The sequence below is a fragment of the Rhodococcus sp. NPDC127527 genome (genome assembly GCF_042672245.1).
In the GTDB taxonomy this organism is placed as follows: Bacteria; Actinomycetota; Actinomycetes; order Mycobacteriales; family Mycobacteriaceae; genus Rhodococcus_G.
In genome coordinates this window covers 1-17961 of sequence record NZ_JBHXVP010000002.1, presented here as the reverse complement: position 1 = coordinate 17961, position 17961 = coordinate 1, and the positions used below count along the sequence as shown (strand labels likewise).

Sequence of the window (17961 nt, the reverse complement as noted above, 5' to 3'; positions counted from 1 at the left end):
AGGGGTTCCGTCGGCGCCGCGACGGGGATAGCGTGTAGCTCATGCAGGCATTATCGATGCGGGCATTCGGAGTCATGGTGGCGTCGGGGCTTCTCCTGACGTCGGCGATCGCGGGATGTGCCGTGACCAACGAGTCGGCCAATGCCATAACCACCACGCAGTTCGTGCGGGTGACGAGCATGCAGTTCCAGCCGGCCACCCTCCGGATCCAGCTCGGTCAAACGGTGACGTGGAATTTCGTCGGAAACACCGACCACAACGTCACCTCCGATCCGAACGCACAGGAGACCTTCAGCAGCCCGACCATGAGCGACGGCAGCTGGAGCTACACCTTCAAGGAGCGGGGCACCAACCCGTACTACTGCACGATCCACTCGAACATGGCCGGCACCGTCATCGTCCAGTGATGGCGGCGGCGCGAGGCGGCCACCCCGTTCCGGGTGAACACCTCGCGCCGACTGCTTGACGTGCTACTCGACCGTGACGGACTTCGCCAGGTTGCGCGGCTTGTCGACGTCGTAGCCGCGAGCCTTCGCCACCTCGGCCGCGAACACCTGCAGCGGCACCGTGGACAGCAACGGCTGCAGCAGAGTCGGGGCCGCGGGGATCTCGATCAGGTGATCGGCGTGCGGTCGCACCGTCTCGTCGCCCTCCTCGGCGATCACGATGGTCCGGGCGCCGCGGGCCTTGATCTCCTGGATGTTCGAGACCAGCTTCGAGTGCAGCACCGCCCGCCCCTTCGGCGACGGCATCACCACGATGACCGGCAGGCCCTCCTCGATCAGCGCGATCGGACCGTGCTTGAGCTCGCCCGCGGCGAAGCCCTCGGCGTGCATGTACGCGAGTTCCTTGAGCTTGAGCGCGCCCTCGAGTGCCACCGGGTACCCGACGTGCCTGCCGAGGAACAGCACCGTCGACGAGTTCGCGAACTCGCGCGCCAACGCGCGCACCGGCTCGACGTTCTCGAGCACCCTCGCCACCAGCGCCGGCATCGCCTCGAGGTCCGCGTACTCACGACCGACCTCGTCGGGGTACTTGGTACCGCGGGCCTGTGCCAGTGCGAGACCCACCAGGTAGTTCGCGGTCACCTGGGCCAGGAACGCCTTGGTCGAGGCCACCGCGATCTCCGGCCCCGCCCGGGTGTAGAGGACGGCGTCCGCCTCACGCGGGATCTGCGCACCGTTGGTGTTGCAGATGGCCAGCACCCTGGCCTTCTGGTCCTTGGCGTGCTTCACCGCCTCGAGCGTGTCCGCCGTCTCACCGGACTGCGAGATCGCCACCACCAGCGTGGAACGGTCCAGCACCGGGTCGCGGTAGCGGAACTCGCTCGCCAGTTCCACCTCGACGGGCAGCCGGGTCCAGTGCTCGATCGCGTACTTGGCGAGCAGACCGGAGTGGTAGGCGCTGCCGCAGGCGACGACGAACACCTTGTCGACGTCGCGAAGCTCCTGGTCGGACAGGCGCTGCTCGTCGAGGACGATCCTGCCGTCCGCGAAGTGACCGAGCAGCGTGTCCGCGACGGCCGCGGGCTGCTCCTCGATCTCCTTGAGCATGAAGTAGTCGTGACCGCCCTTCTCGGCGGCCTTGAGGTCCCAGTCGATGCGGAACGGACGGCCCTGCGCCTCGTTGCCCGCGAAGTCCACGATCGAGTAGCCGCCGGCGGTGATGACCACGACCTGGTCCTGCCCCAGCTCGATGGCGTCGCGGGTGTGCTCGATGAACGCCGCGACGTCCGATCCGAGGAACATCTCGCCTTCGCCGACTCCGACGACCAGCGGGGTGGAGCGGCGCGCGGCGACGAGCGTGTCGGGGTGGTCGGCGTGCGCGAACACGAGGGTGAACGCGCCCTCGAGCCTGCGCACCACGGCCTGCGCGCTGGCGACGAAGTCGCCGGCGGTCTCCCCTGCCGCGTATGCGCGGGAGACGAGGTGGACGGCTACCTCGGAGTCGGTGTCGCTGAGCAGTTCCACGCCGGCGGCCTCGAGTTCGGCGCGCAGCGGGGCGAAGTTCTCGATGATGCCGTTGTGCACCACCGCGACCTTGCCGGTCGCGTCGACGTGCGGGTGCGCGTTGCGGTCGGTGGGACGACCGTGAGTCGCCCAGCGGGTGTGTCCGATCCCGGTGCTGCCCACGAATCGGTCGGCACCGACCTCGGCGAGTTCGGCCTCGAGATTGGCCAGCTTGCCCGCCTTGCGCTCCACGGCGAGCCCGCCGTTGCCGTCGAGGACCGCGATGCCGGCGGAGTCGTAGCCGCGATACTCCATCCGGCGCAGAGCCTCGACGCCGACGTCCAACGCCCCCCGGTGGCCGACGTATCCCACGATTCCGCACATGGTTAGAAAGGGTACTGGGAACGTGGCCGCCTGCCGACCACGAGGGGCTCAGGTCGATGCGTGCTGGTCCGGATCGAACTCGGCCAGGAATTCGGCAAATGCGGGCCACAGGGTGTCGCGGGCGGCGCGACCGGTGAGCACGCCGAGATGGCCGCCGGGAAACACCCCGTAGCGAACGTCCGGCGACCCGGTCAGCAGCTCTGTGAGATGGAGCACAGCACGTTTCGGGGCGAGTCCGTCGCCGCTGCCTGCGACGACCAGGACCGGCACGTCGATGGCATGCAGGTCCACCCTCCGGCCGCCGATCTGCATGTGCCCGGTCGCGAACTCGTTGGAGCGCATGATCACGTGGTAGAGCTGCCCGAAGGTCCGGCCAGGGTAGGCGTACATGCTGCTCATGAACCGGTCGACTGCCTCGATCTGCTCGAGGTGGTCGCGATCGTCGAGGTTCGCCAGCACCGTCCACGGCCGGGTCAGGTACTTGTCGACGCTGGCGGCCTTGAATCCGAGGCTGGTCAGCGGTGCCGGAACGGTGCCGAACAACTTGTAGAACGGGGCGACGGTGTACGGGCCGAACAGGCGGTCCAGCGGCCGGAGGGTGGCGAACAACGGCACCTGGCGCAGATCGAACGGGCTCGCGATCGGTGTGACCGAGCGCAGCGGCAGCTCGGGGTGCGCGGCTGCCGCGTAGACGGCGAAGATCCCGCCGAGCGACCACCCGGCCAGGTGCACCTGCTGTCCGTTCGCATCCTCGCTGACGACCCGGACGGCATCGGGGACGACGTCGTCGACCCAGTGCTCGAACCCGCGCGCACGGTCCGCGAAGTTCACCGGGCCGTAGTCGACGACGTACACGTCGCGGCCCGTCTCCTTCAGGTATTCGACGACGCTGCACCCGCGCCGCAGGTCGAAGGCGACCGAGGTCGCGGCCAGTGGGGTGACCAGCAACACCGGTGCGCCGGTGGCCTCGCGGTGGGTGGAGCGGAACCTGCGGACGGTGCGGTCGGCGTTGGTGTCGACGATCTCGGACTCGGTCGGGCGGAGGTCGGCCAACCCGTTCGACTCGATGCGCGCCCGCACGTTCGCCACTGCTCGGGGAAGGTCGCGCGGAACGGGTACCGGAATGCCAAACACTGCGTGAGATCTCCTAGCTCGCTGCCCTGCCCGATCCCGCCCATCGGCTACGGTCATCTCCGTGGCGCCGACTTCGAAGACCCTGGCCTCCCAACTATCTAAGCGCGGCCCCCACCAGGTGCTGCGCGGCGACCTCGCGTTGGCGGGCCTGCCCGGTGTTGTGTACACCCCTGCCGAGGGCGTCGCGTTGCCCGCCGTCGTGTTCGGCCACGGCTGGCTGACCGGCGTGGACCGGTACCGGGAAACCCTCGTCCACCTCGCGTCGTGGGGTCTGGTCGTCGCGGCGCCGGACACCCAGCGCTCGCCGGTCGCATCGCATCTCGGTCTCGCGGCCGACCTGCGCAGCGCGGTCGAGATCTGCACCGGTGTGCGCCTCGGCCCCGGCAAGATCAGCGTCGACGGCGAACGGATCGCCTTCGCCGGCCACGCGATGGGCGCGGGCGCCGCCGTCATCGCCGCGGCCGAGCACGGCTCCCCGGCCGCGGTCGCGGCCCTTTTTCCGGCCCCGACGTCGCCGCCCGCCGAGAAGTTCGCGTCGAAGGTGTCGGGCCCGGGCCTGATCGTCGCCGGCGCGGACGACATCGACTCGATGAACTGCAACGCGCGGTCACTGGCGAAGGCCTGGGGCGGCCAGGCGATCCTGCGCAGTGTGGACGGCGCGTCCGGCGGTGGTCTCGCGGAGGGACGGCGACTGTTCGGCGCCCTGGGCCTCGGCGGGTCCGAGCGGAAGACCCAGCGCACCACTCGCGCCCTGCTCACCGGCTACCTGCTCTATCACCTGTCGGGCGAGACGAAGTACGAACAGTTCGCGCTGCCCGGCGCCGAGCTTCCCGGTACGCACGTGATCGACCCGGACGCTCACTCCAACCAGCTCGCCACCGGATAGTCCGCGAGGTCGCCGCGCCCCGTCGGTTCCCGATCGGGGCGGGCTGCTCGCGGGCCACCCGCGGCCGATGGTGCCGCCGAGCGCAACTCGCGCGAGCGGGAGTCCGCCTCCCGGTGGGCGCTCTCGATCCGGTCCCGGACGCCGGCGAGCGCGACGGCGTGCGCAGCGCGCAGCTCGTCGAAGAGCGCGCTCACAACGGACCCGCCTCGGCCAGTTCCGCGCCCGAGTCCGGCGGACGCCCGGCCGTCGCGAATTCCCCGGCGAAGGCCAACGTCCCCGGCACGGGCTGGGCATGATCGGCGTCGGGCTGGGGCGGTGCGGGCACCGGGGCCCACTCCTCCGCCAAGTCCTCGGCCGGGTCCTCGGACGGGTCGTGGGGTGGGGATTGCGGCGGTTCCGCGGGCTCGGGCGCCGGCGCCACCACGCCCGCGCCACCTCCAGAATCGCCTGTAACACATGAACATTCGGCTCGAGATTGCGACTGAGTCGGATCCGGCGACTGCGAGTGCGGCTCGGGATCGACGCGCCCGATCGCGTCGTCGACCGCCACGCGCGCCGCCTCCACGGTGTGCGCGGTCGCCTCGATCAGGTCCAGCAGGTTCTGGGTCTGTGTCCGCACGTACGGGACGAGCACCTCCCGGAGCCACCGCGCACACGCGTCGGTGTCGATGCCGACGAGGGGGGCGAATGCCTGCATCGGGTCCGGTGCCGCGGCCCCGGCGCCACGCGTCAGGGACAGCATCGAGTCCACGTCGGCCGGAGTGCACCCGCCGACGTGCTCGGCGTCGATCGCGTCGGCGGCGTCGTCACGGTCGGCGACCGCCGTGCGGATCACCCCGGCCGCCTCGGCCATCGCGGCGTGCACCTCGTCCATCGCCGCACTGTCCGCCGCTGCCCGCTCCAGTCGGCCGCGCAGCGCTGCGGCCGCCCGGTCGGCGGCCTCCCCGTCCCAGGCCGCGGCGAGCTCCGCGGCCAGCCGCTCCTGCACCCGGACCTGCGCATGCATGGTGGCCGACGACGCCGCCACGACGTCCGCGTCGACCTCGAGCGCGGCCGCCACCCGCCATCCGTCGCCCTCGCGCCAGGCGGCGTTCGCGCCGATCGGCGCGACGGCGGCCGCACGCACCGTGAACTCCGGGAGGTGCCGAAGCTCGGGCATGCCGGTCACCTGTTCGTCCCGTCCAGCGTCCCCGCGAACTCGCCGTCTCGGCCGCGGTACGCCGCCACCGCGGCCCGCAGACGCTCCGCGTCCGCGAATGTCGCCCGCGACCACGCGCAGACGCTGTCCGCGAGCCGATCGAGCCCCCGACCGCGCAACGCCTCCGCGGCCGACTCCAGCGCGTACGCGGATTCGGCCAGCCCCTCGGCAACCGCCTGCACCGCAGACCCGTCCAGCCCGAACTGTCCGCTCATGCCGCTCCTCCCAGTTCACGGATTCAGACGCACCGGACCCGGCCCCGGTTCCCATCGCGGGGCCGGGACTTTTCCCACTCGTCGGGATTGCGGGACCCGAGCCGTGTCCCGACCCGGTGGAATCGGTGTCATGCTCCACACTTCAGCCCTGTCTCCCGGTGCCCTGCTCGCCGGCCGGCGAGCCCTCGTCACCGGCGGCGGCGCCGGAATCGGGGCCGCCATCGCGAGCGCGTTCGCCGCCCACGGCGCCGACGTGCTGGTCGCGGACGTCGACCCGGCCGCCACGCTCGACTTCGACGCGGCCGCAGGCGGCACCATCCGGTCCGTCGAGTGCGACGTGCGCGTCGACCCGGTCCCCGCATCTCTGCTCGAGCACCGGCCCGACATCCTGGTCAACAACGTCGGCCACTACCTGCGCCCGCCGCGCGCCTTCGCCGAGAACGAGCCCGCGCTGTGGGGCGAGTTGCACGAGGTCAATCTCGGCCACGCGCTGCGGCTGACCCACGCGGTGCTGCCCGGCCTCACCGAACGCGGCCGGGGCGGCTCGATCATCAACCTCACTACCGTCGAGGCGCACCGAGCCATCCCCGGCCACACCGCCTACTCGGCCTACAAGGCCGCGCTGATGCAGTTCACCCGCTCGCTCGCCGCGGAAGTGGGCCCCTCGGGGATCCGGGTCAACGCCATCGCCCCGGACCTCATCGAGACGCCCCAGGTCCCGTACGCCGACATCGTGCCCGAGCAGGACCTGCCGCTGTGGCCGACCTGGTCGCCCCTCGGCGGACCCGGCAGGCCCGAGGACGTCGCGGGCGCCGCCCTGTTCCTGGCCTCCGACCTGTCCCGCTTCGTCACCGGCGGCACCATCCACGTCGACGGCGGCACCCACTGCTCCGGCGGCTGGGTGCCCCGCTCCTCCGGCGGCTGGACCAACCGCCCCCGCAACCCCTGAAAGGCAATCCCGTGAAGATTCTCGTCATCGGCGGCACCGGCATGATCGGCGCGCACGCCGCCCTCCACCTGCGCGAGGAGGGCAACGACGTCACCCTGGCGGCGCGCAGCCCGATCGCGGACGGCTCGCCGGTCGCCGACTTCCCGGTCCTGTTCGGCGACTACACGATTCCGTCGTTCACCCCCGACGAGCTGTCCGGGTTCGACGGCATCGTCTTCGCCGCCGGCCAGGACGTGCGGCACAAGAGCAGCGACGCCGACGAGGCGGAGTTCTGGGAGCAGACGCAGAGCGGCGGTGTCCCCCGTTTCGCGGCGCTGGCGAAGCAGGCCGGGGTGCCGAGGTTCGTGCAGGTGGGTAGCTACTACCACCATCTCCGCCCGGATCTCGCGGCCGGCAACCCGTACATCACGGCCCGTCAGGCAGCCGACGAGGGTGCGCGCGCCCTTGCGGACGACTCGTTCACCGTCTCCACCCTCAACCCGCCGTCGATCATCGGGGCCGTGCCCGGCGCGTCGGCGAATCGCTACCGCCGGATGATCTCGTGGGCCGCGGGCAACGAGCCGGGCATCCCCGACTTCGCCCCCGCCGGCGGCACCAACTACATGTCCGCTCGATCACTGGCCGAGGCGATCTGGGGTGCGCTGCGCGGTGCCGAGACGGGCACGGCGTACCTGGTCGGTGACCAGAACCTCCGCTACCGGGAGTTCTTCCAGTTGATCGTCGACGCTGCGGGCGGTTCCCGGGTGATCGAGGAGCGCGACGAGGAGCACCCGCTGCTGCCGGACGGATACATCATCCAGGGCCGCGGCAACGTGCTGGCATACGAACCGAGTTCGGACGACATGCGGGTGCTGGACTACACGCGCGACGACTGCGCTCGTGCGATCCAGGATCTCGTCGACGTCGTGCGCGCCGCCGGCTGAGATTCGGCGAGGCTCGGCCGCGAAGGCCCCGCCGCCGGAATCCGGCGGCGGGGCCTTCCCACATACACACGACATCCCCGCACCGCGCACACGTATCCGAACTCCAGAAAGGCCTCGACGGTGACTGTCAGCTCTGTCCCGAACGACGAAACTCGACCGACCCTGCACCCCGAGGTGGCAGCCCTCATCGGTGCGCTCGAATCCGGCTTTCCCGATGTCACGACGATGCCGCCCACCGAGGTGCGCGATGCGATACGCGGCCGGCGCGGTCCGCTGCAACGCCTGCCGGACATGCGGGAGGTGCACGACCTCACCGTCGACGGGCCGGGCGGCGACCTGGCCCTGCGGATCTTCCGGCCGCACCACGACGAGCCCGCGCTGCCCGTCGTCGTCTTCGCTCACGGCGGCGGATTCGTGTTCTGCGACCTCGACAGCCACGACGAATTCTGTCGCTCGATGGCCGACGGCATCGGCGCTGTCGTTGTCGCGGTCGACTACCGTCTGGCACCCGAGCATCCCGGACCCGCTGCCCACGAGGACGTGTACTGCGGCCTGGAATGGGCATCGAAGAACGCGGCCGCCTATGGCGGCGACCCCGCGAGGATCGTCGTCGCCGGTGACAGCGCGGGCGGCAATCTCGCCGCGACCGTGGCCGTCTCGGCCCGTGACCTCGGCGGCCCCCCGATCGTGGCTCAGGTTCTGCTCTATCCGGTGATCGACGACGACTTCGATACCGAGTCGTACCGCCGCTACGGCAGCGGGTACTACAACACGACCAAGGCGATGAAGTGGTACTGGCAGCAGTACGCGCCGGACGGAACGGACGACGCGCGGCTGGTACCGACGCGGGCCCGAACACTTGCCGGTCTGCCACCGGCAGTGGTGATCACGGCCGAGCTGGATCCGCCGTGCTCGGCGGGCGACGCGTACGCGGAGCGTTTGGCGGCCGACGGTGTCACGGTGCGGCACCACCGCTACGACGGCTTGTTCCACGGATTTCTGACGATCCCCAGCCTGTCGATGACCGCGCCCGCGCGCCGGGAGATCTGGGAGATGGTTCGCGGCGTGCTCGGCCACTGACGGCGCCCCGCCACCGGAGACCGGTGGCGGGGCCGTTTCGTGTACGCCGAACGTTGTGGGGCGCAAACGATTCCGGCATCGGGTAGGAACCGTCGATCGGCCCGGACGTCAGGCGACCAGCTTGTCTCGGAGCGCGGCGATCGTTCGTCCGCTCAGCCCGAGCCCGGTCGTCAGGTAGTTCTCGACCGTGCCGTAGGACGTGGCCAGCTGGTCGATGCCCGCCTGCAGGTAGCTCGACTCGACCCCGAGCAGCGGGGCGATCTTCGCGGCCGTCTCCGCCCCCTGGGCCTGCTCGATGTGCGCGATCGTGGCCGCGATCGAGTCCTTGGCGTACTCGTTGGTGAGCAGGTAGTCGTCCATGATCGCCGCCGGCGCCACCCCGGCGAGGCTCAGCAGCAGATAGGACGCCCAGCCGGTGCGGTCCTTGCCTGCGGTGCAGTGGAACACCTGCGGCCCATCGGTGTTCGCCAACTCGGTGAGCAGTTTCCCGAATCCGGCCCGCTCCACCTCGCCGGTGACGAACGAGCGGTTCGCTTCCCGCATCCGCTCGCGCGCGTCCTCGGGCGTGTGGATGCTCGCGACGATCGCGGCCTCGTTGACGTTGCCGGACAGGACTGGGATGTTCAGGTACGCCACCCCGTCGGGTAGCCGGTCCTGCTTCTTGGCGATCTCCCCCGGGCTGCGCAGGTCGTACGCCACGGTCAGCCCGAGGCCGGCGAGGGTCGCGAGGTCCGCGTCGTTCGGCGCGATCGCGTTGGAACGATAGAACACTCCCTTGGTGACGTGCCGACCGCGCGCCGCGGCGTATCCGGCGCCGGTGCCTGCGACGTCGCGGAAGTTGTCGATACTCGCCAGCCGCGGGGCGTCGGCGACCGGAGCGGAGCTGCCGAGCCCTGCCGAGCCGGACTCGAGCAGCCCGGCCAGTGCCGGGGGAAGAACGGGCTCGGCCGCGGCGAGGCCCGCCGAACCCGTGAGCAGGACGGAACCCGTGACCAGGAGCGCCGCGATCCTGAAACCACATCGAGACATGAAGACCTACCTCTGTCGAATGAGCGAACACTGTCGCCGGGGACGGTAGGCCGGAGTGCGACGCCGCCGAGCGGGGTCTTCCCGCGGAGCGGACAAACCCGTCATTCCCGTCGGCAACCGGTCGAGGACTCCCAAATCTGTTGCCGCAAGCCCACTCTCACCGCAGCGATCCGCCGACGGATGTTCCCGCCGAGCGGACATCGGTGGCCACACGCCCTTGCGGCAGCATTAGCGTCGGCGCTCTCGGCAAGGATCGACCACTGGAGAGGCACACCCGTATGACACTCGACCTGATCGGAAAGACGGCGCTGGTCATCGGCGGCGCCGGAGGCATCGGCGGAGTGGGGGCCCGCGCACTGCTGTCGGCGGGCGCGTCCGTGACGATCATGAGCCGCGACGAGTCGAGGATCGCCGCGTTCGCGGCGGAGCTGGCGTCGCAGGCCCCCGACGGCGTGCGGGTCGACCACATCGCCGGCGACTCGCTCGTCGAGGAGGACGTCGCCTCCGCCGTCGCGAGGGCAGGCGGGGACGCCGGGCTGGACATCTGCGTCAGCACTGTCGGCCGGGGCAGCACCACGCCGCTGCTGATGAACAACGCGCACGACTTCACCGCCGAGCTGGAGGTCAACATCACCAGCGCATTCGTCGCCATCAAGGCGTGCGTGCCGGCCATGGCGAAGGCGGGCGGCGGCTCGATGGTGTTCACCTCGTCGGTCATCGCGGCCCAGACCTTCCCGTACATGAGCGGCTACTGCGCGGGCAAGGCCGGACTCGAGGCGCTGGTCCGCACGGCCGCAGACGAATTCGGCCACCTCGGCGTCCGGATCAACTGCATCCGCCCGGGCCTGGTGAACTCGCCGGACAACCCCAAGGTCGCGGCCAGCTTCACGGGCTCCCGACCGACGGCGTTCCTCGAGCAGACACCGCTCGGGCGGCTCGGGGTGCCGGCCGACATCGTGGGCGCCATCCGGTTCCTCGCGGGCCCGGAATCGTCCTGGGTCACGGGCACGGCGATCACGGTCGACGGCGGCGCCCACATGCGCCGGGCCCCCGACATCACCGGCCGGCTGCGAGACGAGCTCGGTGAGGCCACTGTCGAGGCGCTGCTCGCCGGCCAGGTACCGAACGGTCGGCGCGGCTGACTCCCAGCCGCCGACTGCTATTCTCCAGCCGTGGTCGAACCCACGCCGGATCGCGCGTCGTACCCCGAACTTCCAGCGACCGCCTGGGCGGTCCTGGGGATGTTCACGTTCGGGGAGAAGCTCACCGGCAACGATCTCAAGCGCTGGGCCGACCTGAGCGTCAAGTACTTCTACTGGGGCCCGTCACTGAGCCAGGTATACGCGGAGCTCAAGAAGCTCGAGGAACAAGACCTGGTCGCCTCGACGATAGTCAGCGAGCCGGGCGTCCGGGCCCGTCGCGTCTACGAGATCACCGGGGCAGGCGTCGATGCGATCCGTGCGTGGTCGCACAGCGCGCCAGTGGAACTGCCGGTGCTCAAGCACGGTGTCGTGCTCCGGCTCTGGATGGGACACCTGAACGATCCGGAGCATCTGAAGTCCCTGCTCACCGAGCACATCAGGAATCTCGGTGAGATCCGGGACCGGGCCGGCGCGCAGGCGCTCAGGTCCGACCGCGACCCGGCGTGGGCGTTCACAGCGCTGAGCCTGCGCTGGTCGCAGCGCTACTTCCAGGCCGAGATCGATCTGGCCCGCGGCCTGCTCGAGGACATCGACTCCGCCGCACTGGAGTTCGGCAAGGTCGAGGAGTTCGACGAGTGGGGCATGCCGAAGCCGATCATGCCCGGCGGTTGGCGCACGCACGACGGCGCCGGCACCGATCCGGCCGCGGCGGACTGACGTCCACCGCGGCACGAACAGGCTTACACAGATGTCGAAATCGTGTTGCCGCGCAGCAGCGGCGGTCGGGAGGCCCCGCCGCGGGAGCCCTCGATCGCGCGCCAGATCTGGGCGGCGGCCGCCCGCACCGGGAAGCGGAGCCGGTCCTCCGACACCACGCGGGTGATCGGCGCGCAGATGGAGACGGCGGCCACGACCTCACGGCCCCCGGGCGGACCGATCGGTGCGGCGATGCACCCGAATCCGCGCAGCGACTCCTCGCGTTCGTACGCGAAGCCCGTCTGCCGGACCGTGACGAGTTCCGGCGACTTGAGAATCGCGCAATCGTAGGAAGCCAACAGCGCCTTGCCCACTGCCGACGGGTAGGCCGGCAACCGGCCGCCCACGCGGGAGGTGACCGCCGTGGCGAGTTCGCCGCCGATCTTCTCGAGATAGATCACGTCGGTGCCGTCGAGCACGCCCAGGTGCACGATGCACCCGGTGGTCCGGTGCAGCCACTGCAGACTGGGCAGTGCGGCCTGTCGCAACGGGTCCTGGTGCACTGCGGTCGAACCGAGCTCCATCATCCGCAGGCCGAGTCCGTACTCGTTTCCCTGCCGGATCAACCACCTCAGCGACACGAGCCGCTCGAGCATCCTGTGCACCGACGAACGGGGCAGCCCCGTCCTCAGTACGACCTGCGACAGGTTCAGGCGCCGTCCGCCTTCGAAGGCGTCCAGGACCAGCGAGGCGCGCTGCAACGTGCTGGTGACCGATTCCGCCGGGGCTTGCTGAGCCATCCGGACTCCTCTCCCTACCCCCACCCGCGTGACATGGCTATTTCTAATCGGAAGTGTGTCATATCGGGGAGCGGGTATGCAATGGGTCACAAGTCCGGGTGCGGACCGTCCACCACGGGCCGGGCGTTCAGAGCTCGTCCTTGGGAAGGAGGATCCACATCGCCAGGTAGACGAGGAACTGAGGCCCTGGCAGCAGGCAGGAGGCGACGCACAGAGCCCGCACCAGCCACGGCTTCCGGCCGAGGCCCCACCCGCCCGTCACCGTCGAGCAGGCGTCCCGATCGCCACGTCCTGCGACGCCAGGTCGTGCATCGTGGCGACCAGCCGTCGAGAACTGCCCGCAGTCGCCTCCGACCAGGCGCGGACACTGAGCGCGAGGCGGTCCAGGCCCCGGTCCGTGAATCGGTCCGCCTCCGCCTCGAGTACGCCCCCCGACGCGACGAGCCTGCCGGCAATGACCTGCAACGCCGCCAGGTCCAGCCAGAACTGCTCGCCCATCGTGGCTCCTGTCTTCGAAGATGCCCGTCTCGGTGTCAGACGCACCGGATCGAACGGTGATTCCGTTGATGATCGCGTCCCCGACGGGACGCGGCGGGCACACAATACCGCCTCGCGGGGTGGCCCGACGGCCGCCCCGTCCACAACGGCGCTAGACCGACGCGACGCAGTCCGCGAGGTCGTCGGCGAGCTTGCGGGCGATGTCGATCTCGGTGGCCTCGACCATCACCCGGACCAGTTGTTCGGTGCCCGACGGCCGCAGCAGTACCCGACCCGCCTCCCCCAGCATCTGCTCGGCCTCGGCCACCGCCGCGAGCACCTCGGGCGCTGCCGCGACCGCGGCCTTGTCGGAGACCCGGACGTTGACCAGCACCTGGGGCAGCGTCTGCATGACACCCGCCAGGACGGCGAGCGACCGTGAGGTCTGCGCCATCCGGCCCATCAGCCGCAGCGCGGTCAGGATGCCGTCACCGGTCGTCCCGAACCTAGGCAGCACCACATGCCCGGACTGTTCGCCGCCGAGGCTGAACGATCCGTTGCGCAGTTCCTCCAGGACGTAGCGGTCGCCGACCGCCGTGGTCCGCACTTCGATACCCGCCCCGCGCATCGCGATGTGCAGTCCGAGGTTGCTCATCACGGTCGCGACCAGGGTGTTCCCTGCGAGCTCGCCGGCCTCGTTCATCGCCACCGCGAGGATCGACATGATGGCGTCGCCGTCCACCACCGCGCCGGTCGCGTCGACGGCGAGGCAGCGGTCGGCGTCGCCGTCGTGCGCGATGCCGAGGTCGGCGCCGTGCTCGAGCACCGCCGCCTGCAGGTCCTCGAGGTGGGTGGAGCCGCAGCCGTCGTTGATGTTGCAGCCGTCGGGGTCGGAGTGGATCTCGACGACCGTCGCGCCCGCCGCGCGGTAGGCCGCGGGACCGATGCCGGAGGCGGCACCGTTGGCGCAGTCCACGACGACGGTCAGACCGTCGATGCGGTGGGTGGTGGCGTGGGCCAGTTGCGCGAGATAGCGCTCGGCCGCATCGGTGGCGACGGTGACCCGGCCGATCGCGGCGCCGGTGGGCCGCGGGATCAGGTCGTGGTCGGCGATCGCGGCCTCGATGCGGTCCTCGGACTCGTCGTCGAGTTTGTGCCCGCCCGCGGCGAAGATCTTGATGCCGTTGTCCGGCATGGGATTGTGCGAGGCGGAGATCATCACGCCCAGCGCGGCGTCGTAGGCGCCGGTGAGGAAGGCCACTGCGGGAGTCGGCAACACGCCGACACTGATCACGTCGACGCCCGCGGCGCAGAGTCCGGCGGTAACCGCCGCCTCGAGCATCTCGCCGCTCGCGCGCGGGTCCCGACCGACCACCGCGGTGGGCCTGGGGTTTCCTCGTTCGGACAGGGCGAGCACCGAGGCCGCCGCGCCCGCGATCCGCAACGCCACTTCGGCGGTGAGCTCCGCGTTGGCGAGGCCACGCACGCCATCAGTTCCGAACATTCGACCCATGAATTCCGACCCCTTGCCGTTCCGACGATTCCCGCGGGTTCCGCTTGTCCTACGCCAAGAGCAGGCGTCCGATTCTGCTGGACGCCTGCTCTTGGTGGTGAACAGGTGCCGATGTCGACCCGCCGGGTCGGCATCGGCCTTGCATCAGCGCTTCGAGTACTGCGAAGCCTTGCGGGCCTTCTTCAGGCCGTACTTCTTGCGCTCGACGGCGCGGGCGTCACGGGTGAGGAAGCCGGCGCTCTTGAGTGCGGGGCGATCCTCGGGGGTGACCTCGATCAGCGCACGGGCGATGGCGAGACGCAGCGCGCCGGCCTGACCGGACGGTCCGCCACCGTGCAGGAGGGCGACGATGTCGAAGGACTCGGTGCGCTCCACGGTGACCAGCGGGGCCTTGATGAGCTGCTGGTGCACCTTGTTGGGGAAGTAGTCCTCCATGGTGCGACCGTTGAGCTTGAACTCACCGGTGCCGGGGGTCAGCCGGACGCGGACGACGGCCTCCTTGCGGCGACCGACGGTCTGGATCGGACGGTCGATGTAGATCGGGGCGGGAGCGGCGAACTCCTCCACCACGGTCTCCTCGACGATCTCGGGCTGGTCCGCCGAAGCGAACTCCTCCACGACGGTCTCCTCGACGATCTCGTTCTGCTCGGTCACTGGGCCACCTGCTTGATCTCGAACGGAACCGGCTGCTGCGCGGCGTGGGGATGATTCGGGCCTGCGTAGACCTTCAGCTTGCCTGCGATGGCGCGGCCGAGCTTGTTCTTGGGGAGCATGCCGGTGACGGCCTTCTCGACCAGACGGTCGGGGGTCCGATCGAGGACCTCGCCGACGGTGCGGGACTTGAGGCCACCCGGGTAACCGGAGTGGTTGTACAGGAGCTTGCCGTCGCGCTTGTTGCCGCTGATGGCAACCTTCTCGGCGTTGATGATGACGACGAAGTCGCCGCCGTCAACGTGCGGGGCAAAGGTGGGCTTGTGCTTGCCGCGCAGCAGGTTCGCTGCCTGGACGGCAAGGCGGCCGAGCACCACGTCAGTGGCGTCGATGACGTGCCACGTGCGGGTCACATCTCCGGCCTTCGGGGTGTACGTAGACACAGAACTTCCTCGTCATATCGTGTAGCTGCTGGCCAGTGGGGTGTGATCGAAGTTCCCGGCGGCCAGTGGAGACCCGGGAACCCGCTCTACGACCGACACCGCAGTGCCATGCCGTAACGCACGCCGACGTAGAACCTTACCGTGCAGGTCAGAACCAGGTCAAAGCGGGTCTGGCGAGTCCAGCAGCGAATCGGCCAACTGTTCGACCGCCCAGGTGAGCTCGTCCCGCTCGACGACGAGCGGCGGGGCGAGCCGGATCGTGCCCTCGTGCGCGTCCTTCGCGAGGACTCGCCGGGCCAGCAACCGTTCGCAGACGACCCGGGCGGGTGGCTGTCCGGGTGCCAACTCGACCCCCGCCCACAGCCCGCGTCCGCGTACCTGCGCGACCGTGCCGGCCGGCAACTGGGCGAGCATTTCGTGCAGGTAGCCGCCGAGTTCGCGGCTGCGCTGCTGGTACTCGCCGGTCTCGAGCATCCGGACCACCTCGGTCGCGACCGCGCAGGCCAGCGGATTCCCACCGAACGTACTGCCGTGCTGGCCGGGCCCGATCACTCCCATCACGGGCCAGTCCGCGACCACGGCCGACACCGGGACGAGACCACCGCCCAGTGCCTTGCCGAGTATGTAGACGTCGGGGACCACGTCCTCGTGGTCGCAGGCGAACGTCTCGCCGGTGCGACCGAGACCACTCTGGATCTCGTCGGCCATCATCAGCACACCGTTGTCGTCGCAGAGGCGACGCACCGCGCCGAGGTACCCGTCGGGCGGCACCAGCACGCCCGCCTCCCCCTGGACGGGCTCGACCAGGACGGCGACGGTGTTCTGGGTGATGGCATCGGCCAGCGCGTCGGCGTCGCCGTAGGCGACCGTCCGGAATCCCGGCGGGTACGGTCCGAATCCGTCGTGTGCGTCGGGATCCGTCGAGAATCCGACGATGGCGATGGTCCGGCCGTGGAAGTTGCCGGTGAAGGTGACGATCTCGGCGCGGTCGACGGGCACTCCCTTGACGTCGTAGCCCCACCGGCGGGCGAGCTTCAACGCCGTCTCCACCGCCTCCGCGCCGGTGTTCATCGGGAGCACGGCATCCTTGCCGCACAACCCGGCCACCGCTTCGCAGAACTCGCCGAACAGCGAGTGCTGGAACGCACGGCTGGTGAGCGACAGCCGCGCCATCTGCGCAGTGGCGACGGCGACCAACCGCGGATGTGCGTGACCGAAGTTCAGGGCCGAGTAGCCGGCGAGCAGGTCCAGGTAGTCCACCCCGTCGATGCCGCGCGCCCACACTCCGCGCGCGGACTCGAGGACCACCGGCAGCGGGGCGTAGTTGTGGGCACTGTGGGCGTCGGCTCGCGCGAGCGCCGACCGCGTCACCTCGGTGACCGGCACCCTGGCCCGGCCGTTCACGGTCGCTCGCCCGGTTCGACCCAGCCGCGCAATTCCATTGTGCAGCATTTGATTCCGCCACCCGACTTGAGGAACTCCGACAGGTTCACCGGCACCGGGCGGTACCCCCGCTCGCGCAGCTGCGCCGCCAGGGAGGACACCTGCGCGGCCATGACGACGTTCAGCCCGTCGCTGACCAGGTTCAGTCCCAACCACGCCGTGTCCGACTCGTCCGCGAGGATCGCGTCCGGGAAGAGCGACCGCAAGGTCTCGCGGCTCCGCGCGTCGAAGGCCGCCGGCAGGTAGGCGATGGTGTGGTCGTCGATGACGCCGAGTGCGGTGTTGAGGTGGTAGTACCGCGGATCGACCAGACGCAGCGTCACCACCCGACGCCCGAGGTGCCGTTCGACCTCGACGTGTGCCCGTTCGTCGGTCCTGAAACCCGTTCCCGCACAGATGATGTCACCGACGACCAGCAGATCGCCCTCGCCTTCGTTGACGAACTCCGGCCGGGTCGGACGCAGCAGTCCGTGCTCGACGAACCAGCGCAGTACGTGCTCTGCCTCCGGCGCGCGGTGCTCGCTCCGGTACCTCGCTCCGAGGGCGACGCCGTCCACCACCAGGCCGCTGTCTGTCACGAAGACCATGTCGGGCAGACCCGGGACCGCGTCGACGAGGTGCACCCGGTGCCCGAGCCGGCGGTACGTGTCCACCAGTGACTGCCATTGGTTCTGCGCGAGCGCGTTATCGACCGGTTCGGCAGGGTCCATCCACTCGTTGATGCTGTAGCGCACGTCGAAATAGGTCGGCGGACACATGAGATAGGTCCGGGCAGTCGCCGTTCGGGCCGGCGGTGGCCCGTCGCTCGGGCCGGATCGCGACATCACCGTCATGTGCGCTCCCCTCCTCGCCGGTGCAGACAGTATCCGCGGTGCGAGTGGGCACGGCAATGCAACTCGGGAAAACATCCCCGGAATGCACGAAGACCCCCAGCGCAATGCTGGGGGTCTTCGTCAACGTATGTTCGGCGGTGTCCTACTCTCCCACACCCTGTCGAGTGCAGTACCATCGGCGCTGGAGGGCTTAGCTTCCGGGTTCGGAATGGGGCC

21 protein-coding genes and 1 rRNA gene are annotated in these 17961 nt (G+C 70.0%); 7 read left to right on the top strand and 15 right to left on the bottom strand.

The window, feature by feature from the left end; translation table 11 throughout:
• Positions 1 to 41 precede the first annotated feature (41 nt).
• Positions 42 to 407 carry a plastocyanin/azurin family copper-binding protein gene (locus ACFVH2_RS03065; RefSeq protein ID WP_378428022.1) on the top strand — a complete coding sequence of 122 codons (366 nt, stop codon included), beginning with the start codon at positions 42 to 44 and terminating at the stop codon, positions 405 to 407.
• 63 nt (positions 408 to 470) lie between these two features.
• Here ACFVH2_RS03065 and glmS read toward each other — a convergent pair whose 3' ends face one another.
• Positions 471 to 2333, bottom strand: a complete 1863-nt coding sequence (glmS, locus tag ACFVH2_RS03060; protein ID WP_378428025.1) for a glutamine--fructose-6-phosphate transaminase (isomerizing) — start codon at positions 2331 to 2333, stop codon at positions 471 to 473.
• Positions 2334 to 2381: 48 nt separating this feature from the next.
• The gene (locus tag ACFVH2_RS03055) at positions 2382 to 3467 is read right to left on the bottom strand and encodes an alpha/beta fold hydrolase (protein ID WP_378428027.1); all 1086 of its coding nucleotides are present in this window, start codon (positions 3465 to 3467) and stop codon (positions 2382 to 2384) included.
• Between the two features lie 61 nt (positions 3468 to 3528).
• Between ACFVH2_RS03055 and ACFVH2_RS03050 the strand changes: the two genes are divergently transcribed.
• Positions 3529 to 4353: a hypothetical protein gene (locus ACFVH2_RS03050; RefSeq protein WP_378428029.1), complete on the top strand. Its 825-nt coding sequence runs from the start codon at positions 3529 to 3531 to the stop codon at positions 4351 to 4353.
• On the opposite strand, the gene ACFVH2_RS03045 is transcribed toward ACFVH2_RS03050, so the two are convergent.
• From ACFVH2_RS03045 to ACFVH2_RS03035, 3 genes are read right to left on the bottom strand one after another with little or no spacing between them, the layout of a single operon-like run.
• Complete coding sequence (locus tag ACFVH2_RS03045) at positions 4326 to 4547, bottom strand: hypothetical protein (protein WP_378428031.1); 222 nt, start codon at positions 4545 to 4547, stop codon at positions 4326 to 4328. The two genes, ACFVH2_RS03050 and ACFVH2_RS03045, sit on opposite strands and share 28 nt — an antisense overlap.
• A complete protein-coding gene (locus tag ACFVH2_RS03040) occupies positions 4544 to 5512 on the bottom strand; it encodes a hypothetical protein (protein ID WP_378428033.1) in 969 nt (322 codons plus the stop codon). The genes ACFVH2_RS03045 and ACFVH2_RS03040 overlap by 4 nt, the downstream gene beginning before the upstream one ends.
• Positions 5513 to 5517: 5 nt before the next feature.
• Positions 5518 to 5766 carry a hypothetical protein gene (locus tag ACFVH2_RS03035; RefSeq protein ID WP_378428035.1) on the bottom strand — a complete coding sequence of 83 codons (249 nt, stop codon included), beginning with the start codon at positions 5764 to 5766 and terminating at the stop codon, positions 5518 to 5520.
• A 130-nt stretch (positions 5767 to 5896) separates the two neighbouring features.
• On the opposite strand from ACFVH2_RS03035, the gene ACFVH2_RS03030 reads away from it, so the two are divergent.
• From ACFVH2_RS03030 to ACFVH2_RS03020, 3 genes are all read left to right on the top strand, one after another.
• The gene (locus ACFVH2_RS03030) at positions 5897 to 6715 is read left to right on the top strand and encodes an SDR family NAD(P)-dependent oxidoreductase (RefSeq protein WP_378428036.1); all 819 of its coding nucleotides are present in this window, start codon (positions 5897 to 5899) and stop codon (positions 6713 to 6715) included.
• 11 nt (positions 6716 to 6726) lie between these two features.
• Positions 6727 to 7638 (top strand): NAD-dependent epimerase/dehydratase family protein, encoded by a 912-nt coding sequence (locus ACFVH2_RS03025; protein ID WP_378428038.1) that lies wholly within the window; start codon positions 6727 to 6729, stop codon positions 7636 to 7638.
• 120 nt (positions 7639 to 7758) lie between these two features.
• The gene (locus ACFVH2_RS03020; RefSeq protein ID WP_378428040.1) at positions 7759 to 8718 is read left to right on the top strand and encodes an alpha/beta hydrolase; all 960 of its coding nucleotides are present in this window, start codon (positions 7759 to 7761) and stop codon (positions 8716 to 8718) included.
• A gap of 108 nt (positions 8719 to 8826) precedes the next feature.
• Here the strand turns inward: ACFVH2_RS03020 and ACFVH2_RS03015 are convergent, their stop codons facing one another.
• Positions 8827 to 9747 carry a tyrosine-protein phosphatase gene (locus tag ACFVH2_RS03015; protein ID WP_378428041.1) on the bottom strand — a complete coding sequence of 307 codons (921 nt, stop codon included), beginning with the start codon at positions 9745 to 9747 and terminating at the stop codon, positions 8827 to 8829.
• Between the two features lie 278 nt (positions 9748 to 10025).
• Between ACFVH2_RS03015 and ACFVH2_RS03010 the strand changes: the two genes are divergently transcribed.
• Entirely contained in the window at positions 10026 to 10889 is an 864-nt protein-coding gene (locus ACFVH2_RS03010; protein WP_378428043.1) for an SDR family NAD(P)-dependent oxidoreductase, read from the top strand.
• Positions 10890 to 10988: 99 nt separating this feature from the next.
• Positions 10989 to 11606 carry a PadR family transcriptional regulator gene (locus tag ACFVH2_RS03005; RefSeq protein ID WP_378428069.1) on the top strand — a complete coding sequence of 206 codons (618 nt, stop codon included), beginning with the start codon at positions 10989 to 10991 and terminating at the stop codon, positions 11604 to 11606.
• A 23-nt stretch (positions 11607 to 11629) separates the two neighbouring features.
• On the opposite strand, the gene ACFVH2_RS03000 is transcribed toward ACFVH2_RS03005, so the two are convergent.
• The 9 genes from ACFVH2_RS03000 to rrf form a co-directional block, all read right to left on the bottom strand.
• Positions 11630 to 12385: an IclR family transcriptional regulator gene (locus ACFVH2_RS03000; protein WP_378428045.1), complete on the bottom strand. Its 756-nt coding sequence runs from the start codon at positions 12383 to 12385 to the stop codon at positions 11630 to 11632.
• 127 nt (positions 12386 to 12512) lie between these two features.
• Positions 12513 to 12647, bottom strand: coding sequence for a PspC domain-containing protein (locus ACFVH2_RS02995; RefSeq protein ID WP_378428047.1), 135 nt, complete (start codon positions 12645 to 12647; stop codon positions 12513 to 12515).
• Positions 12644 to 12883, bottom strand: a complete 240-nt coding sequence (locus ACFVH2_RS02990) for a hypothetical protein (RefSeq protein ID WP_378428049.1) — start codon at positions 12881 to 12883, stop codon at positions 12644 to 12646. Before ACFVH2_RS02990 ends, ACFVH2_RS02995 begins: the two co-directional genes overlap by 4 nt.
• Positions 12884 to 13034: 151 nt before the next feature.
• Positions 13035 to 14375, bottom strand: a complete 1341-nt coding sequence (gene glmM / locus ACFVH2_RS02985; protein ID WP_378428051.1) for a phosphoglucosamine mutase — start codon at positions 14373 to 14375, stop codon at positions 13035 to 13037.
• Between the two features lie 144 nt (positions 14376 to 14519).
• The gene (gene rpsI / locus ACFVH2_RS02980; protein WP_378428052.1) at positions 14520 to 15029 is read right to left on the bottom strand and encodes a 30S ribosomal protein S9; all 510 of its coding nucleotides are present in this window, start codon (positions 15027 to 15029) and stop codon (positions 14520 to 14522) included.
• The gene (gene rplM / locus ACFVH2_RS02975) at positions 15026 to 15469 is read right to left on the bottom strand and encodes a 50S ribosomal protein L13 (RefSeq protein WP_378428054.1); all 444 of its coding nucleotides are present in this window, start codon (positions 15467 to 15469) and stop codon (positions 15026 to 15028) included. Before rplM ends, rpsI begins: the two co-directional genes overlap by 4 nt.
• A gap of 159 nt (positions 15470 to 15628) precedes the next feature.
• Complete coding sequence (rocD, locus tag ACFVH2_RS02970; protein ID WP_378428057.1) at positions 15629 to 16921, bottom strand: ornithine--oxo-acid transaminase; 1293 nt, start codon at positions 16919 to 16921, stop codon at positions 15629 to 15631.
• Positions 16870 to 17745, bottom strand: a complete 876-nt coding sequence (gene ddaH, locus ACFVH2_RS02965; protein ID WP_378428059.1) for a dimethylargininase — start codon at positions 17743 to 17745, stop codon at positions 16870 to 16872. Before ddaH ends, rocD begins: the two co-directional genes overlap by 52 nt.
• Positions 17746 to 17874: 129 nt before the next feature.
• Positions 17875 to 17961 (bottom strand): 5S ribosomal RNA (rrf, locus tag ACFVH2_RS02960); the annotation flags it as partial.